Origin of the sequence: Pseudomonas sp. KK4 (assembly GCF_001984065.1) — a bacterium.
GTDB lineage: Bacteria > Pseudomonadota > Gammaproteobacteria > Pseudomonadales > Pseudomonadaceae > Aquipseudomonas.
In genome coordinates this window covers 1-447 of sequence record NZ_LYVP01000264.1, presented here as the reverse complement: position 1 = coordinate 447, position 447 = coordinate 1, and the positions used below count along the sequence as shown (strand labels likewise).

The 447-nt window shown below is 61.3% G+C and carries 1 protein-coding gene; it reads right to left on the bottom strand.

The features are described from left to right. On the bottom strand, positions 1 to 413 hold a 413-nt coding region (gene cynS / locus B0W55_RS29425; RefSeq protein ID WP_083743247.1), incomplete at its 3' end, for a cyanase. Between the last annotated feature and the right edge of the window lie 34 nt (positions 414 to 447).

Here is a 447-nt window from a genome sequence, read left to right as displayed (position 1 = left end):
GGCAGGAACTTGCCGTCGAGGGTGATCACCGCACGGTGGCCGCCTTCTGGGTCTTCGACTTTTTTCATGTTCAGCTTGAAGTTGATCGCGCTGATGATGCCGTCGCCGAACTGCTCGTGAACCAGGGCTTTCAGGGTGGTGCCGTAGATCTGGATCATTTCGTAGAAGCGGTAGATGGTCGGGTCGGTCGGGACGCCATCGAGGCTGCCGCGCAGCGGGATGATTTGCAGGCGGGCAACCGAGTCGGCGTCCAGGTCGAGTTTTTCGCCGATCACTTTGGCGGCCGCTTCAGGCAGTGGGTGCTGGCCGAGCAGGGCGGCGGTGACGTAAGCCAGACCCAGGCCGGTGCCTTCGGTCACTTGTTCGAAGGACAGATTCTTGCGCGCCTTGGCGTCGAGGATCTTGGCGGTCAGTTCGAGGCTGGTGTCGTTGTAAGCGTGGGACTGT